The organism is Epilithonimonas mollis, assembly GCF_900142325.1.
Taxonomy (GTDB): Bacteria; Bacteroidota; Bacteroidia; order Flavobacteriales; family Weeksellaceae; genus Epilithonimonas; species Epilithonimonas mollis.
Genome location: NZ_FRAM01000001.1, coordinates 770,174 through 796,508, shown reverse-complemented (window position 1 = coordinate 796,508; position 26,335 = coordinate 770,174). Strand labels below are relative to the sequence as shown.

The 26,335-nt window shown below is 39.1% G+C and carries 23 protein-coding genes; 5 read left to right on the top strand and 18 right to left on the bottom strand.

The features are described from left to right. Window positions 1–134 precede the first annotated feature (134 nt). The 11 genes from BUA97_RS03555 to BUA97_RS03500 form a co-directional block, all read right to left on the bottom strand. The gene (locus tag BUA97_RS03555) at window positions 135–1,112 is read right to left on the bottom strand and encodes a GTP pyrophosphokinase (protein ID WP_072996472.1); all 978 of its coding nucleotides are present in this window, start codon (window positions 1,110–1,112) and stop codon (window positions 135–137) included. Between the two features lie 477 nt (window positions 1,113–1,589). Continuing rightward, window positions 1,590–3,920, bottom strand: coding sequence for a T9SS type A sorting domain-containing protein (locus BUA97_RS03550; RefSeq protein ID WP_072996471.1), 2,331 nt, complete (start codon window positions 3,918–3,920; stop codon window positions 1,590–1,592). Between the two features lie 108 nt (window positions 3,921–4,028). Next, window positions 4,029–5,657: a tetratricopeptide repeat protein gene (locus BUA97_RS03545; RefSeq protein WP_072996470.1), complete on the bottom strand. Its 1,629-nt coding sequence runs from the start codon at window positions 5,655–5,657 to the stop codon at window positions 4,029–4,031. A 157-nt stretch (window positions 5,658–5,814) separates the two neighbouring features. After that, window positions 5,815–6,504, bottom strand: coding sequence for a T9SS type A sorting domain-containing protein (locus tag BUA97_RS03540; protein ID WP_072996469.1), 690 nt, complete (start codon window positions 6,502–6,504; stop codon window positions 5,815–5,817). Window positions 6,505–6,526: 22 nt separating this feature from the next. Further along, the gene (locus tag BUA97_RS03535) at window positions 6,527–7,315 is read right to left on the bottom strand and encodes a hypothetical protein (protein WP_072996468.1); all 789 of its coding nucleotides are present in this window, start codon (window positions 7,313–7,315) and stop codon (window positions 6,527–6,529) included. Between the two features lie 323 nt (window positions 7,316–7,638). Further along, a complete protein-coding gene (locus tag BUA97_RS03525) occupies window positions 7,639–8,271 on the bottom strand; it encodes a hypothetical protein (protein ID WP_072996466.1) in 633 nt (210 codons plus the stop codon). 539 nt (window positions 8,272–8,810) lie between these two features. Continuing rightward, complete coding sequence (locus BUA97_RS03520; RefSeq protein ID WP_072997196.1) at window positions 8,811–9,296, bottom strand: hypothetical protein; 486 nt, start codon at window positions 9,294–9,296, stop codon at window positions 8,811–8,813. Between the two features lie 222 nt (window positions 9,297–9,518). Next, window positions 9,519–10,421, bottom strand: coding sequence for an alpha/beta fold hydrolase (locus BUA97_RS03515; protein WP_072996465.1), 903 nt, complete (start codon window positions 10,419–10,421; stop codon window positions 9,519–9,521). 175 nt (window positions 10,422–10,596) lie between these two features. Then, a complete protein-coding gene (locus BUA97_RS03510; RefSeq protein ID WP_072996464.1) occupies window positions 10,597–11,427 on the bottom strand; it encodes a helix-turn-helix domain-containing protein in 831 nt (276 codons plus the stop codon). 54 nt (window positions 11,428–11,481) lie between these two features. Continuing rightward, window positions 11,482–11,796, bottom strand: coding sequence for a nuclear transport factor 2 family protein (locus BUA97_RS03505; protein WP_072996463.1), 315 nt, complete (start codon window positions 11,794–11,796; stop codon window positions 11,482–11,484). 21 nt (window positions 11,797–11,817) lie between these two features. Further along, entirely contained in the window at window positions 11,818–12,612 is a 795-nt protein-coding gene (locus tag BUA97_RS03500) for an SDR family oxidoreductase (protein ID WP_072996462.1), read from the bottom strand. 125 nt (window positions 12,613–12,737) lie between these two features. Here BUA97_RS03500 and BUA97_RS03495 point away from each other — a divergent pair, with 125 nt between their 5' ends. After that, on the top strand, window positions 12,738–13,100 hold the full coding sequence (locus BUA97_RS03495) for a winged helix-turn-helix transcriptional regulator (protein ID WP_072996461.1): 363 nt from the start codon (window positions 12,738–12,740) through the stop codon (window positions 13,098–13,100). 151 nt (window positions 13,101–13,251) lie between these two features. On the opposite strand, the gene namA is transcribed toward BUA97_RS03495, so the two are convergent. Then, window positions 13,252–14,313 (bottom strand): NADPH dehydrogenase NamA, encoded by a 1,062-nt coding sequence (gene namA, locus BUA97_RS03490; protein WP_072996460.1) that lies wholly within the window; start codon window positions 14,311–14,313, stop codon window positions 13,252–13,254. Further along, window positions 14,310–14,783 carry a hypothetical protein gene (locus BUA97_RS03485; RefSeq protein WP_072996459.1) on the bottom strand — a complete coding sequence of 158 codons (474 nt, stop codon included), beginning with the start codon at window positions 14,781–14,783 and terminating at the stop codon, window positions 14,310–14,312. The genes namA and BUA97_RS03485 overlap by 4 nt, the downstream gene beginning before the upstream one ends. Window positions 14,784–14,801: 18 nt before the next feature. Here BUA97_RS03485 and BUA97_RS17100 point away from each other — a divergent pair, with 18 nt between their 5' ends. After that, entirely contained in the window at window positions 14,802–14,948 is a 147-nt protein-coding gene (locus BUA97_RS17100; RefSeq protein ID WP_175546169.1) for a hypothetical protein, read from the top strand. An 89-nt stretch (window positions 14,949–15,037) separates the two neighbouring features. Here BUA97_RS17100 and BUA97_RS03480 read toward each other — a convergent pair whose 3' ends face one another. The 3 genes from BUA97_RS03480 to BUA97_RS03470 are packed head-to-tail and all read right to left on the bottom strand — an operon-like array spanning window position 15,038 to window position 18,180. Further along, the gene (locus tag BUA97_RS03480; RefSeq protein WP_072996458.1) at window positions 15,038–15,493 is read right to left on the bottom strand and encodes a DUF1569 domain-containing protein; all 456 of its coding nucleotides are present in this window, start codon (window positions 15,491–15,493) and stop codon (window positions 15,038–15,040) included. Window positions 15,494–15,496: 3 nt separating this feature from the next. Further along, complete coding sequence (locus tag BUA97_RS03475; protein WP_072996457.1) at window positions 15,497–16,618, bottom strand: tetratricopeptide repeat protein; 1,122 nt, start codon at window positions 16,616–16,618, stop codon at window positions 15,497–15,499. Next, window positions 16,615–18,180 (bottom strand): helix-turn-helix transcriptional regulator, encoded by a 1,566-nt coding sequence (locus tag BUA97_RS03470; RefSeq protein ID WP_072996456.1) that lies wholly within the window; start codon window positions 18,178–18,180, stop codon window positions 16,615–16,617. The genes BUA97_RS03475 and BUA97_RS03470 overlap by 4 nt, the downstream gene beginning before the upstream one ends. A gap of 254 nt (window positions 18,181–18,434) precedes the next feature. Here BUA97_RS03470 and BUA97_RS03465 point away from each other — a divergent pair, with 254 nt between their 5' ends. From BUA97_RS03465 to yidC, 3 genes are all read left to right on the top strand, one after another. Next, window positions 18,435–20,432: a GEVED domain-containing protein gene (locus BUA97_RS03465; RefSeq protein WP_072996455.1), complete on the top strand. Its 1,998-nt coding sequence runs from the start codon at window positions 18,435–18,437 to the stop codon at window positions 20,430–20,432. A gap of 392 nt (window positions 20,433–20,824) precedes the next feature. Then, a complete protein-coding gene (locus BUA97_RS03460; RefSeq protein ID WP_072996454.1) occupies window positions 20,825–22,438 on the top strand; it encodes a CTP synthase in 1,614 nt (537 codons plus the stop codon). Window positions 22,439–22,569: 131 nt separating this feature from the next. Next, window positions 22,570–24,354, top strand: coding sequence for a membrane protein insertase YidC (gene yidC / locus BUA97_RS03455; RefSeq protein ID WP_072996453.1), 1,785 nt, complete (start codon window positions 22,570–22,572; stop codon window positions 24,352–24,354). Between the two features lie 76 nt (window positions 24,355–24,430). Here yidC and BUA97_RS03450 read toward each other — a convergent pair whose 3' ends face one another. Both BUA97_RS03450 and BUA97_RS03445 read right to left on the bottom strand, forming a co-directional pair. Next, on the bottom strand, window positions 24,431–25,402 hold the full coding sequence (locus tag BUA97_RS03450; protein ID WP_072996452.1) for a 2-hydroxyacid dehydrogenase: 972 nt from the start codon (window positions 25,400–25,402) through the stop codon (window positions 24,431–24,433). A gap of 220 nt (window positions 25,403–25,622) precedes the next feature. After that, window positions 25,623–26,303, bottom strand: a complete 681-nt coding sequence (locus tag BUA97_RS03445) for a DedA family protein (RefSeq protein WP_072996451.1) — start codon at window positions 26,301–26,303, stop codon at window positions 25,623–25,625. Window positions 26,304–26,335 lie beyond the last annotated feature (32 nt).

The following is a 26,335-nucleotide window of genomic DNA, read 5'->3' as shown; positions in this document are numbered from 1 at the left end:
TATTTTAATTTCTATCATCGGGCTAAAGCCCGACGCCATTGATTTCGATAGGAGAAGTTTTTGTGATTGATTAATTTTCATTAAAGTCACGGATTGCAAATCCGCGACATCGGGATTAATTAATATCTAAATCTTTAATTCTTTTTATTTTTCTCTCTAATCTTAACATACTTCTCTAGATCTTCAAAACGCATTATATTTCTAATTAAGCCAGCAAATGAATAGAACACACCAATATCAGCTCTAGGGTTAACTGTACTTTTCTCAAGTGCTTCTTTTTCAGCAATAATAACTTCATCTTTTCTTCTAACAATCAAAGCTTCTAATTCTTCTGACGTATCAATTCCAAATTCTAGAATCTCTCTCAATAGTTCACTGTAAGGTTCATCATCCTTTCTATTTTTGATAGGTAAATTTTTATCTAAAACTATTCTTAATGTATCAACATTCAGCTTTTCGGATTTATTGTAGTCAGTTTTGATTTCCTCATTATATTTTTCCCGTTCATTTAATAAACGTTCGTATTCTAAATCAACCATTTCCAATAAAGCAGAAACCCTTCCAATAGATCTAAGTATTTCTCTAGGTGCACTAGTTTTATCCTTATACTGAAGAATATTTGATGTTTCAGCCCAATGATGTTGTGATAAAGTTCTAATTTGAATTTCTCCTGTATATTTTCCAAGATTTTTGTACAGGGGAACTTTTAACCATTCATCTTTAATTTTAATTATCAAATGTTTTGAGGAATAACCAAATTGATCCGCGGAAAGCTTTTCATCAGTATTGTACTCCTTTAATATGTCGAAATTGTCATCAATAAGTCTTACTATTGATTCAACATCCCTCTTAAAAAGCATTAAAATTCTAAAACCAATTAGATCTTGAAGCTCAAGTATACTTTTCTTCATTGTAAATCGTCCACTTTCTTGTTTTTCCGAGAGCGAAGCGAATGCTTTGATTCGTGATTGTATTGGAATAGCTAATTTAATATCATTTTCATTTATCAAAACTGAAATCTGATCTATTACAGCTTTCTCGAATTTTTCAAATTCCTTAATGTGATCCTCGTATTCAATTTTCGCATCATTTATATCTACTTTCTTTGCCATAGTTATTTGTTTTTTTTTTTCGAATGTATGAAAGTTTATTTATTCTATCTATACTTTTTTAATTTTTAAATTAATTATATATATATGCTGAGTTTTTATGATTTAATTTTCTTTATTCATATTTTAATCAATCCAATCGCAAAATAACCGGTAATTGCACAGCAAAACAATACAAATCCACATAAACAAAGACGTTTGCCAAAAGATTTAAACAATTATCCTTATTTCGTCTTTTAACCGCACTTAAATCCAAACTATTATTTCCTAAAAATAATCAAATAAAAACACACACCAAAACTTTTAATTCTCACCAAAAATTCCATCCAACCACGTCCATCATCTAAGCCGACGCATCTAAAATGGTCACAACAGGTACCATCACCACTTCCGACTATACTGAAAAGTTTCAGAATTAGATAAAACAAAAAATAGCCTTAACAAAATCTGTTAAGGCTATTTTCCTGATATGAAGAAATTTTATTTTCTGATGATTTTCTTCGAAACAGATTTTCCGTTTTCCAGTGTTACATTCATCATGTAAACGCCTTTTGGAAGATTCGACAGGTCGATCGTTTTCGATGTTGATTTCAGTACGGTTTTTCCTGTGAGATCTGTAATCGCTGCTTCTTTGACTTTGTCGCTGGCGATGTTGATGTAATCCGAAGTTGGATTTGGATAAATGATCAGATCTACCTTTGACAGAGAAGTATTATTGGTTCCCAAAGTTTCCAGACTGATCTGATATTTTGTCAATCCCAGATCTGATGTGCTGAAGTAGATATCCGCTTTGTCATCATCCAGAAAATCGATGGCAGAAGATTCTGAGAAAAGATGTCCCAGATTTTCAGGCGAAATTTCGCTCCAGTTTTGTCCGGAATCTTTAGAATAAACAATCCTAACCTGAGATGGTGGATAGGCATATCCGTCTCCGCTGCCGTTCATATAGTTAGACGTTGCCACAATGACACCGTCTTTATAGCTTGAAAATTCTGCTTTGTTGATAACATTGCCACTATAGATTTGAGTCCACTTCACACCGGCATCATTGGAAATGAAAATACCTTGTGTGGTAGACAAAAGCAATTGGTCTTTGTTGAAAGGATTTTTACTGATGTCATAAATGAAATCGGCGTTGCTTTCCAGTATTTCCAATCCGCTTTCCGATGGTGTCCAGTTTTGTCCGCCGTCTGCAGTTCTGTAAACATTATTGTTTTGAGAAATAACTACTTTGTTCTCATTGGTTTCATCAATGCTGATTCCGAAAACTGGTCCGAATGATGGCAGTGTCACTTCTTGACTTGTGATTCCGCTCATATCGGAGAAATCAAATTTCCTTACAGACTCATCGAAAGCAACCCAGGAATGATTGGTGTTCGATTTGGATGTAGCGACTCTCATGATATTCAATCCATAATCGCTGTAACCTGTGGAATAATTGGCACCGTGGTCGTTGCTTACAGCAAATGTAGAACCCATAAAATTACTTGAAGTGACATAAACTCTTCCTGCAACCAACGGATCAGCGTAGAGACCGGTGCTTTTGAAATTCGGAAAGAAATTAATAGCCATCAATCCAATTCCCGTTTCTTGCCCGGTCTGGAAATCCTGATGGATGAAGCCTCTTCTCAATCCATAATACAAATGCTTCTGCGAATTTTTGTGAAAGGTGACTCTGTCGGTGTTGTTAGCAAACGGATTTTTGAATCTTGACAATGTAATTCCGCCATCCAAAGAATGGAAGGGGTAATAATTGGAACTGATGATCACCTCATTACTATTCGAAGGATTATAAGTCGCATTCAGGCCGTAATAATATTTGTTTTCCAGATCATTGTTCGGATAAACATAATTCGTCCAGGTGCTTCCGCCATCTTTTGAGATCACGATTTCATTTTCCTCCAAAACCATTATTTCATTCGTGTTTTTTGGATTGATGACAATCTTCTGAATACTGTTGGTAGAAAGTTCTGTCCACGTAATCGGGACAATATTCCAGGTATTGCCACCGTCTGTGGATCTATAAAGATTTTCGGTTTGGGTTTCTGTAAGATAAAATGTTCCCAGAAACATTTTTTGAGGATTTGCAGGGTCAAATGTTATTGCGGAATAATTCTGTCCTGCGATTTTTTCTGTCCAGCTGTTTCCGGAATTATCAGATACATATAATCCGCCGTTTACCTCTCCCGGAGAAAATCCTCTTGCTAAAAATAATTTCTCGGGATTGGTCGGGTGGATGGCTACATTATTAATGTGAACGCCATCATTCGCCGAACTTGTATAAACTTTTTGCCAATCGCTTCCGCCGTTTTTACTATAAAAAACATCTGTCACAAGACCGAAATTGTACATATATGTCGTGTGCAAAAGAATATTCTCGTAGCTGTTTCCTGTAATAGAGTAGGACATGATCAGGTTACCGGACTGATTTCCGTTGGGAGAATCGATTCTTTTAATGACATTGCCATTGGCTGGGTCAATGATAATCACCTGATTGTAAGCGGTGCCTTCTGATGTTAAAATAAAACTCAGATATTTCTGGTCAGAGGTCCATTTCAGTTCTTTTATCGTCCCAAAACTCAGGTTAATCGGGAATGAATAAAGCACTTTCCAGTTTTTCCCGTTATCAGAACTTTTCACAATGTGATTGGTCACCGTGTTGGCGTACAAAACGTCTTGCTTGGTTTGGTCATAAGTTACATCAAAGATTTGCCCATAATCTGGCGAAGTTAAAAATGACAACTGTGCTGCCAACTTTGTAGAAAGACCGGAACAGATTGCCAATAAAAATAAAGTCAATATTTTCTTCATATTCAAAAATTTTATTGATGTAAAATTGATGATAAATCAAAAAAAATGCATCAATAATGGCGTGACATTGCGTGACATCCCTGCATTTTCTGCGTGACACAGTTTTAGTTAAATCGCTGAAATATAATCGTATAAATTTATTTTGTCAGGAAGATTCAGTTTTTTGCTGATTCTTTCCTTTCTTTTTCTGCAGGATTCCGGACTGATGTTGAGAATCGATGCAATTTCTTTATGACTGAGATTCATATAAACATAACAGATGAATCTGATTTCGGAAGAACTCAGATCCGGATGTCTTTCTTTGAGTGTGGCGATGAAATTCTGATTGACGCCTTCAAAATGTTTGAAAAAACTCTCCCACTGATTATTACTCTTAAGCTGAATTTTCAAATCCTTGATAGAATTGACCAGTTTTGTATTATTAGAAATCTCAGGTTGGTTGACGATTGCCTCAATGATCTCTTCCACCACATCATTTCTGCTGGAAATGGTCAAAGCCTGCGAAGTGAGTTGTCGGTTTTGCTGTTCGATTTCGTTTTTGAGACGTTCTTTTTCTAATAAAGACAAAGTTTCCTGTTCTTTCAATTGTTGCGTCAGAATCAGGTTGTCACTTTGTTTTTTCTCAAATTCCAGCTGCGTTATTTTTTTCTGTTGTCTGTATTTAATCGAGTTATTGTAAAGGAAAAGCAAAACCAGCAAAATGATGATAACAGCAGAAGCGATAATGATGTAGAAAATTTTTCTTTCATCTTTCAAGCGTTGCTGGCTTTCTTTGAGTTCGAATTGGTAATTCTGCATCTCGAACTTGATTTTGCCATTATTGAACAGCGCCGAATTATTAATTCTCGAAATCGAATCATTTGTAATAATGACAGAATCTTTATACTTCAGAGACTCGTCATAATTCTTAGTTTCCGCGTTGATCTTTGAAAGATAATTGTAAACTTCCTCTCTGTTATTAATGTTTGGCGAAAGTTTCCTGGCCTGTAAAGCCAAAGATTTTGCCTGGGCAAAATCGCCCTTTTGCTCATTAATCTGTGCTTTTATCAAAAGAATAAACACCAGATTTTCGGTTTGCTTATCGGCTTCCAGTTTAGGAATCAGATTATCGATAATAGCTTCAGATTCGTTAATTTTTTTCTTGAGATAAAGATTTTCCGCCAAAGACATTTTGTTCATTACATTGACTTTCGGGTCATCTTTTGTCAGAATTTCCGCTTCCTGAATATATTTGTAGGCTTCATTGATTTTTTTCAATTTATTCAGAACTAAACCAAGATTCACCGCATAAGCGCCCGCTTTATCATTTCGGTCATTTTCTTTCGCAGTTTGATAGGCTTTGAGGAAATATTCGTAGGCTTTTTGATTATTTTTTTCCTGAAAATAAAGAATTGCAATGTTATTGACCACGGTCATCACATGCTTTTTCTCAGGCATATTGGTTGCGATGTCATAAGCTTCGAGATAATATTTCAGAGCTTCGCCAAAGTCTGTCATCAGATAATAATTGAGACCGATATTGTTGGTCGCACGGAAATTGGATTTGTCCCATTTCTTTTGCTCGGAAACAGACTTTACCCGAATCAGCATCTCCAGAGACTTCGTATGTTCTTTCCTGAACATCTTCTGGATGGCAGAATCGATGATGACCTCACATTCTTTTTCTGACTGCCCGGATATTGCTGAAGGCAGAACAAAAAGTATAATTATTGGGATTGTTTTCAGAAACAGTTTCATCTTCTCGTCAAATCGATAACGAAATATAGATATAATTAATCGTAAAAGCAAGAAGATGAGACTGTGAACGATATAATTCAAAGTCTTCGACTACGCTCAGACTGACATTTTCAGTATCTGAGTTGTCACGCTGAGCGAAGTCGAAGTGCTTTCTTTATTATTGTTTGATCAATTTCTGAATCGCTGAACTTCCGTTCGGGAATTTTATTTTCAGAATATAAATGCCTTTTGAAAGAGTTGAAATATTGATTGTTGATTCTTTGGATTCTGAAACTCTTTTTCCGGATTGATCCAGAAGCTCAACCGAATTAATTTGTTGTTTACTTGTAATATGGATAAAATCTTTAGCAGGATTAGGATAGATCTTCACATTGTTTTTAGAGAGATTACTTTCATTGGTTGCGAGATTCTGGGATATGAATAGATAGGCAGAACCTGCATCATTGAGTTCATTTTCCTCATTATTGTCCCAATTATCTCTTGATGCACCCACAATGATTTCGTTATCGTTCATCGCAATGCTCCAGCCGTAAAAATCTTCTGCAACGTCGTTCTCAGGTTTCAGTTCTTGGTCAAGTTCCCATTGGTTCTGGCTGTTCTTTTTGTAAAGCAGCGCTCTTCCGGGTTCAGCACCATAAAGATGCGGACTGCTGATCAGGAGCCTGTCATTTTTCAGTTCACACATCCATGCAAAATAAGTATGTTCGGAAGATTCATAACTTGGGATTTTCTGAGATTCTTCCCAGTTTCCATTATCATTCAGTTTGAAAATATAAGCCATCGATGGATTGCTCGTTCCGGATTCTGTGTAAGCGCCCACAACCAACTCATTACCAAAAACACTCACCGAATTTCCAAAATAAGAATTCTCAACATTGTCTGATGACGTTAAGCTCTGATGACGTTAAGCTCTGATGAAAGATCCATTCTCCGGAATTATTCTTTTTATAAATATAAATTTTCCCTGTACTGTTGCTGACACCACTTGCACCAACCACAAGATAATCACCATACAGACTGACGCCAATTCCAAAATTTCCAAAATCCACACTTTCCGGCGAAGTTATTTTTTGTTTTTCCAGCCAGTCCGTACCGCTTTTCTCATACATATAAACAGTGCCATTCCAACTGCTGTATCCTGGAGCACCAGCAGCAATCGTGTTGCCGTCAACAGCAATGGAAGTCGGATTAACGCCTAACAGCGCATCATTATCATAATCGGACGCAGTTAGTTTCTTCCTGAAATTCCATTGATTGTCAGAACCTAAATCATAAACGTACAAAGCGCCTGCCCGGATGGTATTTTCAATATCCGCTCTTCCCGCAGAAATCACAAGAAAATCGTTTCCAAACTTTATACTTCCTCCGAATTCCGCCATTTCAAAGCCGTCCGGAGCCATGATTTTTTGATTGAAATTCCAGCTGCTTCCGTCTTTCTGATGAATGTAGACGGCGCCTTTTGCAACGGCTTCTCTGGAAGCGCCAACCGCCAGAAACTGGCTGTTGATCGCAACCGATGTTCCAAACTCCGCGCGGCTTTCTCTTGTAGAAGCGGTGATTTTTTTGGATTGATATTGTCCAAAAACCAATGTCAGACCTAAAACAGCAATTGATGAAATGCCTCTGTTTAAAATTCCCGATAATAGATACTTTTCCATATATAATTTTTTGTAGAGTGAAGGTATATATTAGAAACCCGAAAACTTTAACCTGAGGCGTGACATTGTGTGACAACTACTGTCCATTTCTGTGAAAACGAAAAAAAACTTCCCATTTTGGAAAGTTTTTTCAGCGGTTTTAAAAAATTGGTGGGTTATGATTTCTCAAATTTTTCCAACTTAGTATTGAATTTGTCCAGTTCTTCACGGATTGCAAATCTGCGATACCTGGGAAGTTTTTTGTTATAATCTTTAACTTCGCACAAAAGTTCACCGAAGAACTTCAGCCCCGCTTTTGGCAAACCCTTGTTGTGCGTAGTTTTTTAATTTGTAATTTCATTTCTGTATTCAGTAATTAAAGATAAAAGATCTTTACCAACTAAAAACATATTAAATGAATAATCCACTTTTTTAGAAATGTCTAGATTTTCAATATTCCCTACAGATATTGAAACAATCCCGTTGTCGACTTTATTGTTAAAAGAGAAATGTTCGGAAGAAAAATGAATATGTCCGCTAAGTTTTTTGTATAATGATTCAAATTGGGGGAATATTTTGTCAATTTTATTCACCAAATAGTTATCTGTCATTTTGTTACCATCTCTATCTTTAAGGTTTCTAATATGTTCTCCTTTTAGTACTTTTTCATAAAATTCGCTAGAATTGCTGTATAAACTTAAAGCATAAAGTCTTAAGCAGTTGTCTATCTGAAGTCTCATTAATGAAACAGCCGACTGATAATTATTACTTTCAGCTAATGTCACAAATCCTCTATTTAAAGAAATCGCTCTATTTGCAATGGACATTATGTAGTGATTAATTTCACTTATTCCATCTTCAATTTCATAAATCTTTTTAATCTCGAGGATAAATAATTTCTCTAGAAGAAGAATGTTCTTAAACGTATGATTTAAGTTATCTTCAGTTACATCCTTATTCAGTTTTTGTTTATCCATATAGTCTGTAAAATTACGCACAACATCTGGCTCCACGCCTCGCGCAAATCCAGTTAATATCTTCCCTAAAAATAATCAAATAAAAACATACAACAAACTTTAATTCACAATAAAAACCCTCCCGACACGTCACCCAACCTATCCGGACACGTCCCGGACCTATCCGGATACGTTCTACGAACATCCGGACACGTCCCACAAACATCCGGCGGGGTTCTTTACCCTTCCCACGGGGTTATGGATGCCTCCCGATACGTCCCACAACCTATCCCGATACGTCAAAGACACCACCCGGGAGGTGAAAGACCCATCCCGACACGTCCGGAACGTATCCGGAGCAGTCCACAACCTCGCCGGACCACTGAACAACGTCTCCATAGGGTTGAAAGACGTCTCCGGACCTGTAACCAACGTATCGGGACAGGTTAGACAACGCCAACCGACTATTGCCAAACCTGTCCGAAGACTTGAATGATGTGGGAGATGCATAAAAAAATACCCCTCCGAATGATTCGAAGGGGCTTTTGATTATTTCTGTTCTACTTTGTCTCTTCCGGCGGTGCGGTAGAAGTGCCGTTTTTCACAAAGAACTGCTTCAGGTCTTTGTATTTGTCTTCAAACCCCGGTGCAGAACTTCCCGCTTTGTACGTGGTGTAGGAATAATCCACCAAAGCCGACTGATAGTTGTCGTAGTCATGCAGGGTTTTGGCATTGTTCAGCCTGGTGATGATGCTTTCCAGCCTGCTGATCAGTGCTTCCATCAGGTTTCTGGATCTGTGGTCATTGTTGTATTCTTCCCAGTCGACTTCGGGCGAGCTCAGGTTGTTCTGGCTCTGGTTGTAGTCGTAGACCTTGTTCACAAAAAGCTTGTTTTGCTCGTTGATACTGCCGTAGCGTTTGCGGTCTTCGGGTGAAAGGTTGACTGTGATTTCAGCAAGTGCTGTTTCCAGTGCCGCGATGGCATCCTGTGCGGCAGTGATCTTTGCACTGCTCAAATGTGTGGAGTTCAAATTGGTTAATCCCATCATTTTTGATTTTAAAAGTTAATATATATACGAGTGTTAAAATCGTGTGTTTTATGGTGGCGAAGATAAATAAAATTTTGATACTACAAGATTTTTTTTAACCTGATCTGATTTACAAATGGAAATAATGCACTTTATGCTGCTGTATCATGAATTTTTAATAAGCATAAAAACACCTTGATACATTTTATCAAGGTGTTTTATATTTATTATTATGATCTTTTATTTCGCAAATTTTTCCAACTCAGTATTGAATTTGTCCACTTCTTCCAGGAATAACGCGTGGCCGCTGTTTTCGAATCGGATTAACTGAGAGTTTTTGATGCCTTTGTGCAAATCTTCTGCCCAGACGAAAGGACAGCTTTTATCCTGCACACCGTGGAAAATAGCCACCGGAATGTTGATTTTTGAAAGCTGGGATCTCAGATCCAGATCTCTCAGAGACCTGATGGATTCTGTAGTGGCATAGGGCGATGCATCCAGGCTGATTCTCTCGATCCATCGTTCCGTATTTTTGGAAATATTGCCTTCTTTGGCTTGGAAAGCAGCGCCCAGACCGGCTGCCAGATTTTGTCGGTCAGTCATTGTTGCTTTGATCAGATTGTTGGCTGCATCGGCAGGAACACCATTCGGAAAACCGTCTCTTTGGCTCCATGAAGGTGCTGCTGCGCCGAACAGTGCAAGTTTTGCAACGTGGGCAGAATTGTATTTGGTCACATAATGAAGCACGACTGCGCCACCCATAGAAAAGCCGCCGAGTGTAGCATTTTCAATCTTTAATTTGTCAAGAACGACTTTGATATCATCAGAAAACACATCGAAATCATATCTTCCGTAAGGTTTGTCGGATTTTCCAAAACCACGAAGTGTAATGCCAATCACACGGAATCCCTTTCTGGACAGGTATTGGTATTGGTACTCATACATTTCGTCGCTCAAAGGCCATCCGTGGATCAGGACAATAGGTTGGCCTTCGCCCAGGTCGGTCACATGCAGTCTGACACCTTTTTCGACTTCGATGTATTCTGCCCTTCCGGCAGAAGCGGGCGTTCTTTGAGTCTGAGCCATAAAATTACCGGCAAAAAGAGACACTAACATTACGATTACTAAAGCTGAATTTTTCATTGTTTTAAAATTTTAATTTGTTATGGTTTGTTTGATGATGCAAAGTTCTGCCAAAAAGCATCTCATATCAATGGACGCCTTTCGCCTTGAATTGTACTTTTTCCCCCAGACCATTAAAAATGGAAAAAGCGTGACCGGGAATCACGCTTTTTGTTAATATTTAATTCAATACCAATCAGAATTGTTTCCGGAAGGAAGTCGGAGAAACGCCTGTGTTCTTCGTGAAAAATCGTACGAAATAAGCATCGTCATCGTAATTCAGGCTGTAGGCAATTTCTTTGACGCTCATTGTCGTATGCGCCAGAAGCCGTTTGCTTTCGAGGATAATTCGGTTTTTAATAATGTCGTTCGGGGTTTCTTTGCTCAGTAAGCTGATTTTTTTGCTGAGGCTTTTTGGGGTGATGAAAAGCATCTCTGCATAATCGGCTACCGTGTGATGGGTTTTATAGTTTTCCTCCACAAGCTTGCTGAATTTCCTCAGAAAATGGACATCCGTCTGTTTTTCATCTTCCGACAATTGATGTTTCTCTTTCCAGATTCTTGTCGATTTTAGAATGATCAGTTTGAGATAAATCCGGAGCATTTCTTCTGTATTTGCATCTTCATTGCTCATCTCAGATTGTATGTCTTCAATGATCGATCTGATGCCGGCAGCCTGATCTTCGTTAAGCTCAATAAAGGGCACTTCGAATACATTATTGTATAAAATACCATCGCAGGCCACTTCCTGATCGTGGATCTCGATACAGTAAAAATCCCGGTTAAAATGCAGAAGCACTTCTTTATTTTCCGCACTGTTCAGAAATTGGATCTTCACTTTCGGATTGATGAACAGCAGTGCATCCTTTTCTAAACTGAAGGTGTTAAAATCAACCTTTACCGCAGTATTTCTCGGCAAAAAAAGAATCTTGATATTTTCTGCGATAGACAACAGTGTACTTTCCCCGATTTCATCATCTATAGAACGTAACTGGCCAAACTGTTTGTATGAAAATTCTTTGAGCATTGTATCCGGATGATTGCTGTTAATCAGACAAATTTAGTCAAAGTCCCGTTAACATTAAACAATTTTCAAAGTCTGAATCAGTCCGTCCTCGAATTCATAATGATACTTCATCATAATCGGGCTCCCGGGAAAATTCCCCGAAACTTCAGCGGTCAAAATCTGTTCTGCTTCCGAATATTCCATAGGTTTCATTGTGGCGTGGTAGTCCTTGTTGGCTTTGTCTATCCATTGTTCGATTTCTTTTCTGCCTGTGTGTGTTTTGCCTTCGTCAAAAACTAGGGCTGTATCTGTAAAACACTGGGCGTAAGCTGTGCTGTCAAACTCGTTTTGTGTTTTTACTAATTGTTCTACTACTTTTGGTAAGTTCATAATATTTATTTTTAAAAGTTGTTAAATCGTTGGAATAGTTCCGCCATCGATGACGAAGTTGGTTCCTGTTAAATAATTGGCTCTCGGTGAAACTAAGAATCCAACCAGCTCGGCTACTTCTTCGGATTCGGCAGGTCGCCCAAACGGGATTCCGCCCAACGCGTCCATCACGCCCTGTTGCGTATCTTCTACGGTACTGTTCGCGTTTCTAGCGATTTCGCCCAGCCAGGCTTTTGAGGAAGATGTGTTAATCCATCCGGGAGAAACAGTCAGTACACGAACGCCTTTTGGCGTCACTTCGTTGGATAAGCTTTTACTGTAATTGATTAATCCGGCTTTTGCAGCTGCATAAGGCAAAGTGGAATCATACAAAGGCAGTTTACCCTGGATCGAGGCAATGTGTATGATGATACCGGTTTTTTTCTCAATCATTTGCGGTAAAAATCCTCTGTCCAATCTTACAGGAGCCAGCAAATTGGCTTGTAAAGTTGATTCCCAATCTTCATCACTTAAAGCCACAAAACCTCCGGCTGGCGTCACCGATGAACCTAGATTATTCACCAGAATATCCAGCCTTCCGTAAGTCGTTAGCACTTCGCTGATTACTTTTTGAGAATCTTCTGCTTTGCTCAGATCTGAGGCGATAAAATGAAGCTTACTGTTTTCTTGTTCAGGTGCATTTCGAGCTGTAATAATAACAGTTGCTCCAGCTTGTAGAAGTCGTTCTGCAATGGCTCTTCCAGCGCCTTTTGTTCCGCCTGTTACCAAGGCGATCTTGCCGGATAACTCATTATTGAAATTAAATTGTTGTTCCATTTGTTTTAATTATTTAGGCAAATTTCAGACTTATGTACGCATCTCACAATTACTGAAATACGATTCCTATAGGGACAAATTTTTCCCCTATTGCACGATTTGGAACATAGGATTAAATTTGTCTTATGTATGAGCGAAAAATAATTCCGAATCTGAACTGTGGTTTAGATTTGATTGGTGAAGTGCTTTATGGAAAATGGAAAATCCGTCTGCTGTTTTTTATCCATCAGGGACATCAGCGCCCAAGTGAATTGCAAAGGAAAATTCCGGATGCGACAAGGAGAGTTTTGAATATTCAGTTGAAGGAACTGGAAGACCACGGATTGGTGACCAAAGAGATATTTCCTGTTGTTCCGCCAAAAGTGGAGTACAGCCTTACGGATTTGGGAAAAACATTGATTCCTGTGATTTCAGCCATAGGAGAATGGGGCGATGCGAATGAAAAGCATCTGCGCGAAGTTATTTTGAAGAGACTGAATATTGAATAAAAAAACTTTCCCCAAAAAGGAAAGTTTTATCAACAGTATGTTAAAAGTCAGTTTAGGAAAATTGCTGTGGTTTTTTTATTTTATACCTTGGTGACTCCAAATGATAAACCAAATTCATTTAAGACCGTCCTTTTTTGTGAGGATGGTTTTTTTATTTTGCAGGTTTCGCTCTCAAATATTGATGCGGATAAAAATTATCTTCATCATTTTCCCAAGCCGACTGAACAGCAAAATAAGGATTTCTCAAGATTTCTCTGGCTAAGAAAATCAAATCACCTTGTCCGTTTTGCAGGATTTCTTCTGCCTGTTCAGCAGTGGTGATAAGCCCAACAGCGCCAGTTTTGATGTTTGCCTTTTGCTTCACATCTTCTGCCAACGGAACCTGATAGCCTGGACTCAAAGGAATAGTAACACCGTTGATATTGCCACCACTTGAAACATCTACCAAATCTACATTTTTAGCTTTCAAAGCTTTGGAAAGTTCTACGCTGTCGGAGATTTCCCAACCGTTTTCTGCATATTCGGTTCCGGAAATTCTTACAAATAATGCTTGGTTTTCTGTAATTTCTGAGTTGACAGCATCCACAATTTCCATTAAAAATCTGGCTCTGTTTTCAGGATTTCCGCCGTATTCGTCCGTTCTTGTGTTGGAAAGTGGTGATAAGAATTGGTGAATGAGATAGCCGTGTGCTGCGTGAATTTCTAAAACATCAAATCCAGCTTCGATTGATCTTTTTGCTGCTTTTCGGAAATCTTCGACTAATTCTTTTATTTCTTCAACAGTTAAAACGTGAGGGATTCTTTCGGAATGATGAAAAGGAATTGGGCTTGGTGCAATGGTTTCCCAGCCTTCTTCCAAACTCATCTGTCGGTTGGTTGCTGCGGAAATAGAACCTTTTCTGCCAGCGTGTGCCAGTTGAATCCCGATTTTGCTTTCTGAATTCTGATGAACAAAATCAACAATTTTTTTAAGTTCAGCAGCTTGTTCATCGGTCCAGATTCCGAGACATTTGTCGCTGATTCTCCCTTTTGGTTCTACGGCTGTTGCTTCGGTGATGATGAGTCCGACGCCGCCTTGGGCGCGACTGCCATAATGAACAAAGTGGAAGTCATTCGCAACGCCTTCTTCTGCGGAGTACATACACATTGGTGACATTACGATTCGGTTTTTCAGTTCTACATTTCTGAATGTTATGGGTGTGAAAAGCTTCATTTTTTTAAATTATATATTTTATTGCTGTTGTCAAAGTAAACAGGGAATTTCAAAGATTTTTCATAGTTTTCCCAATTTCCCTCAAAACCTATAACCGCTAATTTTCCCAAACTTAATGAAAGCATATCGCCAGAAAAAGTTCCGCTGTGTTTGCCTGTTCCTTCTTCAGAGAACTTGAAATTGTAAATTTTCAAATTGCCTTTAGGAGAATTTTTCGTTCTTTCAATATTGAGAGTAATTGTTCCGCTGAAATTGGCTTTCGTTCCTTCGACATCAGAATAGCCTTTTACATTATAAGTTTCAAGTGAATTATTTTGTAATGAGACAGAATCAAAAACTACTTTTATTTTTGTTTTTTTATCAATGTCTCCTAAATAAAAATCATTGTTGTTCTTTATGAGATTTTCAGTTTGCGCATTAGTAAAAATGCTCGCAAAAATCATGATTAAAAGGAAGAAATATTTTTTCATAACTGTCAATTTAAAACGATGAATCACTCGCAACCCGACTTGAACGGAAATTCTTTTTCGCGTATCGAAAAAGTTCTGTTTAAACAGAAATCGCCTGCAAAAAAGATTGACTTCGTCGAACCACTTCGTCAGGTTTGGGAGTGGAAGGCGGATAAAGCTGCCTAAATAAAAATATTTATTTTCTCGCAAATTTTATTGATTGAGCAGATAAATAAATCTGTCAAAATTTGCTAAATCAGCGTGCGATATTATTCCTAAACCCCAAACTGCTGCAAATGATGATCCAGATGTTTTGACATCATATTATTCCATTCGGTAGCAGAAAGTTTGCCGAAGTTAAAACTTTCCTTCCCTTCAAAAGCGTCTGCTCCCAACTGCTGCGTTTTTTGAATGAAACCAATAATTCGTTTTTTTTCTTCTTCAAAACTTTTGTTGTCAGTAATGACAAACATCGCAGCAGTCGGGGAGTTGTGTTTGTAAGGTGTTTCGCTGACCACTTTTGACTTAACAAACTTTTTCAAAATCCATTTGGTAAGTAAGCCCGGTTTTTTATGTTTTTCCTGTTCGTAAATCAGTTCGTAGGTCACGTTGCAGTGCGCCAGCATTTTGTCCACTGACATCACGCCCCATTTTGGGAAAGAGTCTTCCGTGAGTGCGTTGATTCTCCTGATGAAATGGCTTGTGTCCGCCTGGTCGAATATATTCTTCATAGTTTATGTCGTGATTTTATTGATTTGATTAAGTTTTTCTATTAATAATTGGTTGCGCTTTTTGTGGCTTATAAAATTAATCAGAAAACCAATAAAAACTGCTGAAGAAATAGCAATGATGATAAATAAAATGATGTTCAGCCTGCTTTTCTGTTCCTCGATTTTCTGATTGTTTTCCAGATTCAGTGCATCTATGCTTTTATTGAGAGAGGCAAGTTCGCTCTGTTCCCTGGCAAATTTGGTTTCGATATACAGTCTGTTGTACACTTCATAATTGTTCCAATCTTGAAGTGCGAGATAATTGTCAGAAAAACCTTTGTAAATACCTTCGCTCAGGACCAAATCGCCGACTTTTTTGGACAGATTGACCGATTTTTTCAAAAGTTCTATCGCTTCCTGATGTTTTCCCAAAACGGTGTAATTCTCGGACAAACCTTTATAGGCAAAAGCTTCCAGACTTTCCGCATGCGCCGATTGGGCAACCTCGGCAGATTGTCTGAAATATTTCTCAGCTTCATTGTATTTTTTGAGATAGAAATAGCTGTAACCGACGTTGTAAAGTATCACGCTTGTGTTGGCGATAGAGTTTTCATAATTGCCGACTTGTTTGATGTAGCGTAATGCAATGAAGAATTTTTCCAGAGCCAACTCGTTATTATCTTGGTTTTTATACACCAAACCTCGTACAGCGGAATTCATTCCTGTATATAAGGTCTTGAATTTTCCATCGGGCAAAGTCTGACAAAGTTTATAATATTCGTCCAGAGATTCTATTGTTTTGCTGTACAATCCCATATTTTGGTATTGCAACGCAATAGAATTCAGTATTTTTATTTTTTGTTCCGGATTTGAAATCGATTTGCTGAGTTCTTTCATTTTCAGGACGCAATCCAAAGATTTATCAAAATCCCTTTTCGACATATAAACTCTGGAAAGTAACTGATAAAGCTTAATCTGATTGTCGATATTCTTTTCATTTTTAAGCATTTGATGAACCAGCTTCAATGCGTTGTCTGGGTTTTCATACACGTAAGAAAATGCTTTTTTGTACACTTGTTCATTGTACTGGGATTTATAAATTCCGGTAAATATGAATAAGATTAATATGATGATGAAGCGTTTCATTTGTTCTGAGTCAATTGCTGAATGTATGTGTTAGGAGAAATCCCGGTTACAGATTTGAAAACCGTTGTGAATGTGCTGTGAGAAGAAAAACCAGCTTTCTGCGCCAGATAACTCACTTTATAATTAAGATAGGCTGGGTCAGTTTTCAAAAGGTAAGCGATATAATTGATTCTGAGTTCGTTGATGTAATTGTTGTAATTTTTTTCTTTGTATTTGTTGATGATTTCGGATAGATATTTGGTATTGGTATCCAGTTGTCCCGCGAGAACGGCGAGCGACATATCGCGATTCAGGAAGTTTTCGGACTTCTCAAATTCCTCGAGCCGGGCTAAAATATCCGCTTCTTTTTCCTTAGAAATCACCAATGGTTTTTTAGAAATGTCAGAATCCGGTTTTTCTGTTTTCGGTTCAATGACCGTTTTACTTTCCTCGATTTTCCTGATATATTCCTGCTGTTTGGTGTAGAAATCGATTCTTTTTTGAATGGATTTTGTTCTTCTTTTTTCGTTGATGCTGATGATGCTGATGGTTATAACTACAATCAGACAAACCAAGGAAACCAACCAAATCGTCCGTGAAAAATCTTTGTCAGAATCTTCAATACGCTTATTTTCATACTGGTCATTCAGGCGAATCAGATTCCTGATGGCTTCTTTTTTATTCTGGTCGAGTTTATCCGTTTGCTCCTTATATATGGAGTAATATTTCTGATACAATTCTTCATTTTTCATCGCCAGATAGTTCTTGGAAAGATCATCATAGATTCTGTATCTCAAAGCATTATAAGGCTTATCTTCAATTAATTCCAAAGCCTGATTCAGGTTTTCAGTAGATTGGATATAATCTTTTTTCAGGAAATTAATCCTTCCTGAATTATCCAGATTGAAAGCTGTAAGAAAAACATATTGTGGCGTTTTCTCCAGCTTCTGCTGAATGTCTTTCACCAAATCCTCAGCCTTATCAATTTGATTTTGAGAAATGTGAATAAACGTCTGGTAAATCTGATTTTCTATCGAAATGATAAAATCCTCGTCCGTGTTTTTTAATTGGGATTGGCTTTGCTTAAGGTTTTCTTCGGCTTCTTTCCACCGTTTCTGGACCATCAGATTCGAAGCATTCAGTTGATAGATGTACGCCAAAAGATTTTCCGGATAACGCAGAGACCTTATTTTAGCAGCTTTATCGACAAGATTCTGCGAGATCCTTATCGATTGCTTATAAAGTCTGAGCGATTGATATTGTTGGGCAAAGGCATAATCGGCATATAAGGAATTGTTATCTTTTCTTTTGTCATTCAGATTCTTGATGGATTGGTCGATGGATTTTGCATAATCGCCTTTGAAGTTATACGCTCTGGAAAGAATGATCTGAACCCGTTGTCTGATGAGTTCTGACTCCTTATTTTCATCGATATTCTGTAGGATCTGGAAAGCATTATCAGGATTTTCATAAAGACTTTTATAGGCTTTGTCAAGAAGTTGCAAAGTTTCTGGATTGCTTTGAGCTGATGTCATAATGACGCCAGAAAAGACCACCAAACACAAAAAAAATACCCTGAACATACTACAAAAATAGTTTTTTTATTTGTGAATTGTACGATTTTTAACAATTCTTTGAGGATTAATCAATCATAAGGCAATGTTTTTAATTAATTGATATTAAGTTGTTTGTGATTTCTGTGCTTTAGAAATTCACGAATTAGAAAAGCCAAACTTTAGGAATTGAGCTTATTAAGACATAAAATTGTAAAGAAGTTTTTAGGACAAAGACTTTAATGGTTAAGAGAAGAATAACTATCAATATTATTTAAATTATTATGAAAAAAGTTTACTTGCTTTTATTAGGGATTATCACATTGTCGGAAATCCATGCCCAGCAAATAGAGCTGAAGGTGATTGAAGGAATGGGCTCACGTCTATACGACATCAATGACAATGGAATGGCCATTCATTCCGGCGCCTACTTTGATTTTGCAACCGGTGTTACAACACCAACAGAAGGCGAACAAAACACCAACCGAATCAATAATGCTGGCGACGTAGCCGGACTGATGGCTTACACAAGTTCCGAAGGTGAAGAACTGGGACAGGCGGCATATAAGAAAAACGGAACATGGACGGCAATTGGCTATTTCACGGGTGATGTGCCAGGCAACAGCTGGTTTAGTTCTGCCAATGCCATCTCCGGAAACAGTAAATATGTAACAGGGCAAATATCCACGAGTGTTGAAAACAGCTACGCCTACATCTATAATACAGAAGCGGGAACCATCAAAAAACTGGACGGAGACGGCTCTTTTGAGTACGGAAGAGGCGAGGGTGTCAACAGTTCTGGCATAGTTGCAGGCTTTGTCAACAAATATTCTATCAACGGAAGTACTTATTGGATTCCGGTTTATTATACACCGGATGGCGTTGTGCATTACATCGGAGATTTGGGATATGGCGAGGCGGCTGATATCAATGATGCTGGCCAGGTAGTGGGAGAGAAGGATGGAAAGCCATTTTTATATGATATCAATACCAATGTTTACAAAGCGTTCAATATCCCTGCAGGATTCGATTCGGCGACATTCACATCCATCTCGGAAACAGGTGTGGCTGTTGGCTACGCAGGAGATGCAGGTAACAGAGAGGTGATCATCTATCATCCTTCATTAAGTTCCAATCCTGTCTTACTGAAGGATCTCCTGACGAGCCAAAACGTGACCATAACTACTTTCGATGGGAAACTGGGAACTGCCATGGGCATTTCGCCCGACGGAAACTACATCGCCGGATTTGATAATTCTATTCCGCCATTCTTCGCAGCAGGCTGGGCAGTTAACTTAAATAATCTTTTATTAAGTGGCAATGACTGTTCAATAACTTGCCCGGACAATATCGAAACTACTATTGAAAGCGCATCCCAGACATCAGCAGTTGTGACTTACTCATTACCGGTCACTTGTGGTACATCATCTTCCACAGGATTGCAGACCGTTTTGGTATCTGGTTACGAATCTGGTGCCCAGTTCCCGATTGGCGTGACCAATGTGGTCCACAACCTGGTAGATGCAGACGGTAAAATCGTTTATGTCTGCTCTTTCCAGGTGAAGGTGAATGATGTTTATTGTTCTACAACGCCACAATATGGTGTAGACGCAATTACCAAAGTTCAGTTTGCGGGGATTGATAATGTTTCAGAGGCTTATACTAATAGTGCCAATGAATATTTTCTGGACAAAGTAGGCGAAGTCTATCAGGGCAGCCAATATCCGATTGCAATAGAAGCTAATACCAACGGTGGCTATGACTATGCAACAGTTTTTATAGACTGGAATCAAAATGGCGTATTCACAGATGCAGGCGAAATATATGAGGTTGGGGCAGTAACTTCCGACGGAATGGATGGTGCACAGATCACAGGAAACATCACAGTTCCTTCTACCGCCACTGTAGGTAAAGCAAGAATGAGAGTGATGCTTAGCTGGGATGCCTCGGTGACCACTCCTTGCGACAATTCCGTCTACCAGTACGGACAGGCAGAAGATTATACCCTGGATGTCAAAGAATCGCTGGGCGTGAATGACATCGGCTCAAAATCCATCAGCTACTATCCAAACCCGGTGAAGGATATCCTGAATCTGGTAAGTGATAAAAATGTAACCAACGTGTCGGTTTATAACATCGAAGGGAAGCTGGTCAGAAACTTTGCAGGTTCTGGCGAATCCAGAGTGCGCTTGGATTTGTCAACATTAGTCACAGGAACTTATGTAGTGAAAGCAACAACCAGGGATAGTAAAACAACAACGTTTAAGGTCATAAAGAAATAAATCATTTCATCATAATTAGGAGCAAAACCCGCATCAGCATTGGTGCGGGTTTTCTTCATCAGTAATTTGGGCAGCTATTTCCGCCCTCCGTTCCCGCTATCCGCCGCTGACGGATGAGCTCCACTCAGGTCGGGCTGCGGGCAATTCGCTGTTCCGGTGATGCTTTATAATAGCGATACGCTGTACTGGAATTTAGGATGTCCCCGTACTAACATTAGTAAGCCCCGTTACTAACAGTTAGTAAGGCTCGTTACTAATAATTAGTAAGCCTTGATACCGGCATCAGAAATAGAACGGATGAACCGCCAGGCTATGCGTTAACAAAACCCTAATTGTTCCCCGAAAATTGTTTTTTAGGCCGAGATGCTTTAACTTTGCACAAACCTAATCTAATGAGTAAGAAAGACACGAAGTATATCTTCGTAACAGGAGGTGTTACTTCTTCACTGGGTAAAGGAATAGTCTCCGCTTCTTTGGGGCTTCTGCTGAAATCGAGAGGTTTCAAAGTTACCATCCAGAAACTGGACCCTTATATCAACATCGACCCCGGAACGCTAAACCCCTATGAACACGGTGAATGTTATGTGACGGAAGACGGTGCAGAAACAGACCTGGACCTCGGACACTACGAAAGATTCCTGGACTCTCCGACATCTCAGAACAATAACGTTACAACAGGAAGGATCTACCAGACTGTTATCGAAAAAGAGCGCAAAGGCGATTTTCTTGGGAAAACAGTGCAGGTGATTCCGCACATTACCAACGAAATCAAACGCAGAATAAAAATCCTTTCCAAAAAAGATTATGATATCATCATCACAGAGATCGGCGGTACAGTCGGCGATATAGAATCTTTGCCTTATATAGAAAGTGTCCGCCAGCTGCAGTGGGAGCTGGGAAAGAACAATTCCATGGTCATCCATTTGACATTGCTGCCTTATCTGTCATCCAGCGGAGAACTGAAAACAAAGCCATCCCAGCACTCTGTACGTCAGTTGATGGAAAGCGGTATCCAGGCAGATGTCCTGGTTTGCAGAACAGAACACACCATTCCCAAAGAGCTTCGTTCCAAACTGGCGCAGTTCTGTAATGTAGGACTGGAAAACGTGATCGAATGTATCGATATGGAAACGATCTACGAAGTGCCTCTGTACCTGCAGAAGCAGCATTTTGATGAGGTAGTTCTCAAAGAACTGAACTTACCGGCAGGGAAAGAGATTAACTTAAAAGACTGGAAGTCATTCCTGAAAAAATATAAAAACCCGAAACGCAGTGTGGAAATTGCTTTGGTTGGGAAATATGTATCGCTTCAGGATTCTTATAAATCGATTGCAGAAGCCTTTATCCACGCAGGTTCTGATATGGAAACCGAAGTCAGGGTAAGATGGGTTTACAGTGGTGATATCGAAGAAAAAGGTGCAGAAAAATTGTTGCAGGGCGTAGATGGTGTATTGGTGGCACCAGGCTTTGGTGACAGAGGCATCGAAGGGAAAATACAGGCGGCGAAATATGCAAGAGAGAATAAGATGCCGTTATTGGGCATCTGTTTGGGAATGCAGATTATGACTATTGAATTCGCAAGAAATGTCCTCGGTTTAGCCAAAGCCAACAGCATGGAGTTTGATACTTCTACACCGGATCCGGTGATTTCCCTGATGGAAGAACAGAAAAATGTTGTAGACAAAGGCGGGACAATGCGTCTTGGTGCCTGGAAGTGTGTTCTGAAAACAGGTTCCAGACTGGCAGAAGTTTATGGTGCCAAAACCATATCCGAACGTCACCGTCACAGATATGAGTTCAACAGTGATTATAAAAAAGACTTCGAAGATAAAGGCCTGATGCCGACAGGACTGAATCCCGAAACGGATTTGGTTGAGACCCTGGAACTGAAAGACCATCCGTTCTACATCGGAGTCCAGTATCATCCGGAATACAAAAGTACGGTTGCCACACCGCACCCTTTGTTCAAAGCGTTTATTAATGCTGCGGTTAAAAATAAAAAATAAACTGAAAGAATGGCTCAAAGTATTTCTCTGAGCCATTCGTCTTTATAACGGAATCTGAAAAATAAATCCTATTTTTGCAGACCAAATAAACAGATCTGAACTCCGGATCTCAAACTTTAAATATTCTATAGATGCAACAGAATAACGGATTAGACAAAAGCCAGCTTATTAGCTTTGCGGTTTTTTCTATGATTCTTATCGGTTTTATGTTTTATTTCCAAAACAGAAACGCCAAAGCCGAACAGGAACAACTGGCCGCACAAGCCAAAAAAACAGAACAGACTACCAAAGCAAAGCCTGTGACTGCTAACCTGAATGCTGCTGAGGTAACACCAACATCAGTTCAGAAAGTTAACCTTCAGAATGATGAGCTGGCTTTGGAATTCTCGAGCGTTGGCGGCCAGCTGAGCTCTGTTAAACTTAATAAATTCCAGGCGTTTGGCGGAAAGCCATTATATCTTTTTAATAATAACAATTCCAACTACGGATTCCAGTTTACGGATAAGTCAGGGAAAGTTTTCAATACAAAAGACCTGGTCTTTACGCCACAGGTTGCAGGAAACATGGTCACTCTTAATTCCAAAATAGGAAATGCGGTGATCCAGTTCATCTATACCCTGAAAGCAAAATATACAGTTGATTTCCAGGTGAAAACGCAGGGCTTGGCCAGTATGGTGAATGACGGAAAAGCCAATTTTGTTTGGAATTACAATGTAAGAGGCGCAGAAAAAGGACGCTCGCAGGAAGAGACCCATACCGAGTTTGCTTATGCGTTCAACAATTATAAAGATTACGATTACGACGCCCGTTCTGATATGGATGAGCCGGAAGAAACCCTGAACTGGATTGGTGTCAAGCAGCAATTCTTTTCAGCAGTAATCGAAGCTAAGAATGGTTTCACCAAATCAAAAGGAAATCAGGAAGCGATTCCGGAAGGCGAGTTTTTGAAGAAGTTCAATTATGATGGTCAGGTTACTTTGGCCGGCAATGAACTGAATCAGGATTTCACATGGTATTTTATGCCTTTGGATATGGACCTGCTGAAGTCTTATGACAAAAACTTTGATGAGATTCTTCCACTAGGCTGGTCATTCATTGGCTCGCTGAACCGCCATGTGTTTATGCCGATGTACAGCCTGATTTCCGGTTGGGGCATTGCTGCTGGATGGGCGATCTTCTGGATGACGATTATCGTAAAGCTGATTCTGTCGCCGGTGATGTTCAAGCAGCACAAGCTCAGTGCTATGATGAAAGTAATTCGTCCCGAGATTGATGAGGTGAATGCCAAGTTCAAGGATGCGGATCCGATGAAAAAACAGCAGGAAACCATGGCGGTCTATCGGAAAGCCGGTGTTAATCAGATGGCGGGTTGTTTGCCGGCTCTGGTTCAGATTCCGCTATTCTATGCCTTATTCCGTTTCTTCCCGAACATGATCGACCTCAGAGGTAAAAGCTTCTGGTTTGTTCCGGATCTGACTGCTTATGATGATGTCATCAGCTGGGGAACCAATATTCCATTGTTAGGAAACCACCTTAGCATATTTGCTTTGGCTTGTACGATTGTGATTCTGATTTATACCATCATGACTTCAGGGAACATCCAGCAGCCTCAGCAGGAAGGGATGCCAAATATGAAAGTGCTGATGTATATCTTCCCAGTTACTTTCCTTTTCTTCCTGAATAGCTCTGCATCTGGTCTTTCCTGGTACTATTTCGTATCGAATGCGATCAACATTGTGATTATCCTTGTGATTAAATATTTCATCCTGGATGAGAAGAAGATCCATGCACAGATACAGGCTAACAAGCAGAAAGAACCTAAGAAAGAAGGAAGTTTCCAAAAGAGAATGAGAGAGATGATGGAGAAAGCGCAGGAACAACAGAAAGCGCAGGAAGCTAGAAACAAAAAGAAATAAATAATAAAGCGGTAATTTTTACCGCTTTTTTTTATAAAGAATCTTCTGCTTTTTACTTAAGATTCTACAAAGACAATTATTGATAAATTTCAGGATTCACGCAATTAGGCATGGGCTGATTCTTTGAAAAAGCAACAATGTTTTCTGCCGCTATTTTTGACATTCCGTTTCTGGCTTCGGCAGTTGCGGAACCGATGTGAGGCAGAACGCAGACGTTCGGTAACTGAAGCAATGGATTGTTCTGCTCCATCGGTTCGGGATTTGTGACATCCAAACCAGCTCCCCAGATTTTACCGGATTTCAAAGCCTCAAGCAGATCTTCTTCATTTTGAAAACCACCTCTTGCTGTATTGATGAAAATCAAATTCGGTTTCATTTTTCCAAAGGTTTCCCTGTCAAAAATACCGGCTTGATCCGGCGTATAATTGGCATGAATGCTAATGATATCCGATTTTTGTATCAGTTCATCAAAAGAAACATATGTAGCGCCAAGGTCTTTTTCAGCCTGCTCATTATGACTTCTGTTATGATAGATGATCTTCATCCCGAACGCCTTTTTACATTTTTCTGCCATTTCGAAACCGATTCTTCCCAAACCTAATATTCCTAACGTTTTTCCATACAGTTCCTGCCCAAGTTCCTCCAATGCGTCGAAACCTTTCCAGTTTCCCGATTTTACCTTGTCTATGTTATAACTTGCTTTTCTTGAAACCATCTGCATCAATAAAAATGCGATGTCTGAGGTGGCTCTGCTCAGAACATCGGGTGTATTCCCAACAGGGATTTTCCGTCTGTTCGCTTCTGTAATATCAACTTGGTCAAACCCGACTGAAAATAATGAGATTGCTTTTATGTTGGAACAGGTATCGAAGAAGTTTTTGTCGAATTTGTTTTTCCCGACATTCAGGATGATATCTGCTTTTTTGCAGTTCTCCAGCCACTCTTCTTGGGTGGGGCTTTCATTTTCCGGCACAATGATGTCCAGCTGATTGGATTTCAGAATATCGATTCCGATTTGCGGAATTTTTTTGTTGAGGAATACTTTCATTTTGTTTAGATTTTATATTTATAATTTTAAATCAAAAATTACTCAGCGGGAATGCTGATACCGAATCTGCAGCCCGGCCTGAGTGTAGCTCTTTTTCTTTTTATTAAAAGAAAAAAGCGGGAACGGAGGACGGATAAAGCTGCCCAAATCCTGATGTTTTAAAATGCAAAAACCGGAAAATATTTCCGGTCTGTAGTTGTCATGATATTCTTATCAAAAATTATTCCTGCGTTGGTCTTTCTTTGTCTTTTGTAAAAAAGAATTTGATAATAATAGGCAAAGTTGTTACCAGAACTATGATCAGGATTATGATTTCCAGTTTTTTCTTGAGATCGATGCCGAACTGATCCATGAATAATTTATCCAGATAGTGTCCTGCAAAAATCATTGTAAATGACCATAGAATGGCCCCTACAACGTTGTAGAAAAAGAATTTCGGTTTGCTCATTTTTACAATTCCTGCGACAATCGGGGAGAAGGTTCTAACAATTGGTAAGAATCTTGAAAGGATCACTGCAACAGCACCATGTTCTTCGAAAAAATCATGGGCTTTGAAAAGGTACTTTTTTTTGAAAAGGAAGGTGTCCTTTCTTTCGTACAACAATGGTCCGCTTTTGTAACCAAACCAGTATCCGACTTCGTTTCCGATGATGGCTGCAATGGCGACAGCAGTTGCAAGGATGGTTGTATCCAGAAAATCGGAGCCTGTTGATCCGAAAGTTGTATCGATGATTTCCACAGCATATATTCCGGAAATGAACAGTAAACTGTCACCAGGCAAAAAGAAGCCAACAAATAGTCCGGTTTCTGCAAAAATAATAAATAATATCAGCCAAAAACCACCAAGCTTGATGTAAAATTCGGGGTTTAATAAGTCTTTCCAGCTTTCGAAATGTTCCATATTTATCTGTGAATCGCAAATATATTAAAACA